General features: G+C 57.9%; 7 protein-coding genes. 1 reads left to right on the forward strand and 6 read right to left on the reverse strand.

Annotated elements, in window-relative coordinates; genetic code table 11:
- The 4 genes from WBV42_RS14155 to WBV42_RS14170 form a co-directional block, all read right to left on the reverse strand.
- Positions 1-384 (reverse strand): DUF7344 domain-containing protein (locus tag WBV42_RS14155; RefSeq protein WP_423986600.1); only part of this gene is annotated, 384 nt, incomplete at its 3' end.
- 261 nt (positions 385-645) lie between these two features.
- Positions 646-1104, reverse strand: coding sequence for a hypothetical protein (locus WBV42_RS14160; RefSeq protein WP_423986601.1), 459 nt, complete (start codon positions 1102-1104; stop codon positions 646-648).
- Between the two features lie 84 nt (positions 1105-1188).
- Complete coding sequence (locus WBV42_RS14165; RefSeq protein WP_423986602.1) at positions 1189-1383, reverse strand: hypothetical protein; 195 nt, start codon at positions 1381-1383, stop codon at positions 1189-1191.
- Positions 1384-1387: 4 nt separating this feature from the next.
- A complete protein-coding gene (locus WBV42_RS14170) occupies positions 1388-1681 on the reverse strand; it encodes a HalOD1 output domain-containing protein (protein ID WP_423986603.1) in 294 nt (97 codons plus the stop codon).
- A 216-nt stretch (positions 1682-1897) separates the two neighbouring features.
- On the opposite strand from WBV42_RS14170, the gene WBV42_RS14175 reads away from it, so the two are divergent.
- Complete coding sequence (locus tag WBV42_RS14175) at positions 1898-3703, forward strand: alpha/beta fold hydrolase (RefSeq protein ID WP_423986604.1); 1806 nt, start codon at positions 1898-1900, stop codon at positions 3701-3703.
- Here the strand turns inward: WBV42_RS14175 and WBV42_RS14180 are convergent.
- Entirely contained in the window at positions 3700-3924 is a 225-nt protein-coding gene (locus WBV42_RS14180; protein ID WP_423986605.1) for a twitching motility protein PilT, read from the reverse strand. The two genes, WBV42_RS14175 and WBV42_RS14180, sit on opposite strands and share 4 nt — an antisense overlap.
- A 3-nt stretch (positions 3925-3927) precedes the next feature.
- Positions 3928-4098, reverse strand: a complete 171-nt coding sequence (locus WBV42_RS14185; protein WP_423986606.1) for a PIN domain-containing protein — start codon at positions 4096-4098, stop codon at positions 3928-3930.
- Positions 4099-4102 lie beyond the last annotated feature (4 nt).

Here is a 4102-nt window from a genome sequence, read left to right on the forward strand (position 1 = left end):
CAGTTTGTGCCACGGAATCGTCGTCTGTGCATCCGTCGCCAGATACAGTTCGAAGTCCTCCGCACCGTCGGTAAACGACACGCGTTTCGAGTCGCGGTCGTAGCTGACGATTCCGATGTTCTCCAACTTCGGGAGATGCGTCTGGTACAGCGCGCTGTACACTGACTTCCGCTGTTCGGGGGAAACGGCATCCCGAGGGATGTTGTTCTCCCACGCCGCTATCTGTTCGGCGAGTTCTCCCAGTTCGACGGACTCCTGTGCCCGATTGAGCGAATAGAGAACGTACCGTCGTCGCAAATTCTTTACCGCATCGTACACCTCCTGTTCTGAAAACGCCCGTGACCGTGTCGGATCACTGCGCTCCCGTGACTGTGTCGTATTCATTCTTCCCACCCTGTCGATGCGTAGACGCCGAGATACCGCATAAATCAGCGACTCCGTTTACCCTGTATCCCCCGATGTCTTGACGACGTGAACAGTTTATCGACTGACAAACGGGTAGGGAGCGTATCGTCTCGAAGGAAAACGAGTATGACGCATTCTCGTGACTCTCCGCGGTGCAATCGGCTATTACCCGTTCGTTTGAGTCGAAAAAGATCACCATTCTACCGACGGTTCCACGCGACCGAATTCAACTACGATCCATTACGCTGCTCGCACCGACGATGCGGCACTCTCTCCGGACGGTCCGACGTGGCAACTGGACGTGTTCGTGGCGTTCGTAGACCCCTTGCTCGGATTCTGTACGGTCAAGATGGGGGTCATGTTTCCGCCGCTGTAGACGGTCACGTAGCTGATTGCCGTTCGTTTCCCTTCCTTGGGCACGTCGAGACGAGTCGTCCCGTTCATCGGGCCGTACTCGAAGTACGACGTTGCCGCACCGTCCGTCGCGCTCCACGTCGTCCCGATGCCCACGCGCTCCACGTTCCCGTGAACGATGACCGTGGAGTCGTTAGCGAACTCGACGCGGACCGACTCGTGCGTGGTTATCGTGGGTTTGTCGCGGCTAGGCTGGTCGTACGTCGTGGCGGCGACACCACCGCTGCCAAGGATAAGCAGGCAGACGATGGCGAGCGTCAGGATGTGTCGTCTCTCGCGTTGCATGGCAACGGGGCCACTCATGCAGGGGTTTTTGTTATTCGCCAACTACCGGGCGGAAACGACGAATTTACCCATCGAACGGTCTCGTTACCGTTCGGACTGATCGGTGGACGGCTTCTGTAGACGCGTGATTTCGACCATCACGTCGGGAACGTCGTCGCCTGGAAGGCGGAACGTCCACGACCTGTCGAAATCGATTCCGTTCACCGCACTTACTTCGAGCAGGTGGCCGAGCTGGTCTTCGAACTCGTCCACCGAGAGGAGTTCAAGGTCGCGGGCCACGATGTTAGCACCTTGAGCTATCGACGGCAAAGCCACGATTCTCCTCGTACACTTGGACGGTTCCCGTCGTGTCGATACGAACGGTACACCCGTGAAACGTAAACCCCACCTGACCGATACCGGACATCTCTTCGATATTAAAAGAGCTAAAAAGCGATTCGAGCGAGTCACAATCGAGCGTCTCCTGCAGCGGTGGCATCTCATCCATCGGTGTTCCAGTAACGTCGGAGACGGCTTTACTGACCGTGACGACGATACTATCGATCTCGTCACCATCGAACGAGTATTGATGTATCAAATCAAAATTAGTATGGGTATTTTGATATGCCACGTCCATAGAATATCACTCAGCGTACTACAAATCAAGGTATCGGTCATACAAAGTCTGTGCCTTTGCATCTCCATTCTTTAAGTACACTGAAATATTTTATATCTGATTGCTTTGACGACGATACCGTGTTTCGGACTACCGACTACCAAAGCACTATGATGGACGAATGAAAAGAAAAGGGAGATGAGTACCTACGATTTCGAGCGATATTTGAACGTTCGAAGCGCCTACGGCGCGTCGTTCGACTTCGCCGGCGAGCGGCTGTGTTTTCTGCTGAACACGACCGGCGTTCCACAGGTGTGGCAGTTGGACGAGCCCCGTTCGTGGCCTCGTCAGTTGACCTTCGACGACGAGCGCGTGACGTTCATCTCCCAATCGCCGGAACGCGACGAATTCGTCTTCGGAATGGACGACGGAGGGAACGAGCGCCAGCAACTCTTTCGACTGGACAGCGACGGCGAAACCATCACCCCGCTCACCGCGATGCCGGACGCGAAACACCGCTGGGGCGGATGGAACTCCGACGGGTCGCAGTTCGCGTTCACGTCCAATCGACGCGACAACGCCGTCTTCGACGTGTACGTGCAGGACCGGGACGGAACGGGCGAGGACGCCGAACTGGTATACGAGGGTGACGGCTGGCTCTCGCTCGCGGGATGGAGTCCCGACGACGAAAAACTCCTCGTCGTCGAATCCCACTCTTCGTTCGACCAGGACCTCTCCGTCCTCGACATCGAATCCGGCGAGCTCGAACACGTCACGCCACACGAGGGCAACGTACGGTATCAGGGGGTCAACTGGGGACCGAACGGGGAGGCGCTCTATCTCGTCACGGACGACGGGGCGGACACGATGTACCTCGCCCGTCTGGACCTCGATTCGCTCGACGTCGAACTCGTGGAGGAGGGCGGCGAGTGGAACGTGGACGGTCTCTCCCTCCACGAGGACACGGGTCGTCTCGTCTACTCGCGCAACGTGGACGGGTACACGGAACTCACCGTCGGGGAGTTGACCGACGACACGACCATCCGCGAGTTCCCGACGCCCAACCTCCCGCGCGGCATCGCGGGCGGGGTCAGTTTCGACCCCGACGCGGAGCGGTTCGCCATCGGGGCCACCGGCAGCACGGACAACACCAACGTCTACGTGGTGGACGTCGAAACCGGCGAGGCCGAACGCTGGACCGAGGCATCGACCGCCGGTCTTCCGACCGAATCGTTCGTCCGCCCGAAACTCGTCCACTTCGAGAGTTTCGACGGGCGGAAAATCCCCGCGTTCTTCTCCGTCCCCGACGGTGCGAAGGCGGGTGAAACCCCCGTCATCGTGGACATCCACGGCGGGCCGGAGAGCCAGCGCCGACCGTCGTTCCATCCGGTCAAGCAGTACTTCCTGAACCGCGGTTACGCCTACTTCGAACCCAACGTCCGCGGTTCGTCGGGCTACGGCAAGGAGTACACCCATCTGGACGACGTGGAAAAGCGGATGGATTCGGTCGCGGACATCGAGGCCGGTGTCGAGTGGCTCCACGACCAGCGCGCCGTGGACCCCGACCGGATCGTCGCCATGGGCGGTTCGTACGGCGGGTTCATGGTCCTCGCGGCAATCACCGAGTACCCCGAGTTGTGGGCCGCCGGAATCGACATCGTCGGCATCGCCAACTTCGTCACGTTCCTCGAAAACACGGGCGACTGGCGGCGTGAGTTGCGGGAGGCAGAGTACGGTTCGCTCGAAGACGACCGCGACTTTTTGGAATCCGTCAGTCCCATCAACAACATCCAAAACATCGAGGCCCCACTGCTCGTCCTCCACGGGGAGAACGACCCGCGCGTGCCCGTCGGCGAGGCCGAGCAAATCGCCGAAGAAGCCGCGGAGCAGGGCGTCCCCGTCGAAAAACTCGTCTTCCCGGACGAGGGTCACGGCTTCACGAAACTGGAGAACCGCATCGAAGCGTACACGAAGACGGCGGAGTTTTTGGAAGAATACGTCTAACTGCGTTCGAGATTCTCTTCAGGTGCTACCGCACCTGCTTCGAGGAGTTCGGAATCAAAAGTGACGAGCGTTGCATCCTGACCGGTGGTACATGCGAGAATAATACAATCCATCGGATACAGTAGTGTTTCTTCTTGAAGTGAATCTGCGGCGACCATATCGGATGTTTCAGGAAACGTCAGCTCGACATGGCTAATAATCTCCTTCTCTATCTCTGCCACTTTCTACTGTCTCTTTTGCTTTTTCTTGCAGAGTACGGTTCGGAGTTCCATGACATTCAACAAGCAAGTCAGAAATTCGTGGTCCTCGTTGAGAAGCTTCGTCGCAACGTGTCCTCGCCCGGGTTCCGAAACGATAGCAGAAATCAGAATATTGGTGTCGAGAAATAGCCTCATTCGT

The organism is Haladaptatus sp., assembly GCF_049589095.1.
Taxonomy (GTDB): domain Archaea; phylum Halobacteriota; class Halobacteria; order Halobacteriales; family Haladaptataceae; genus Haladaptatus.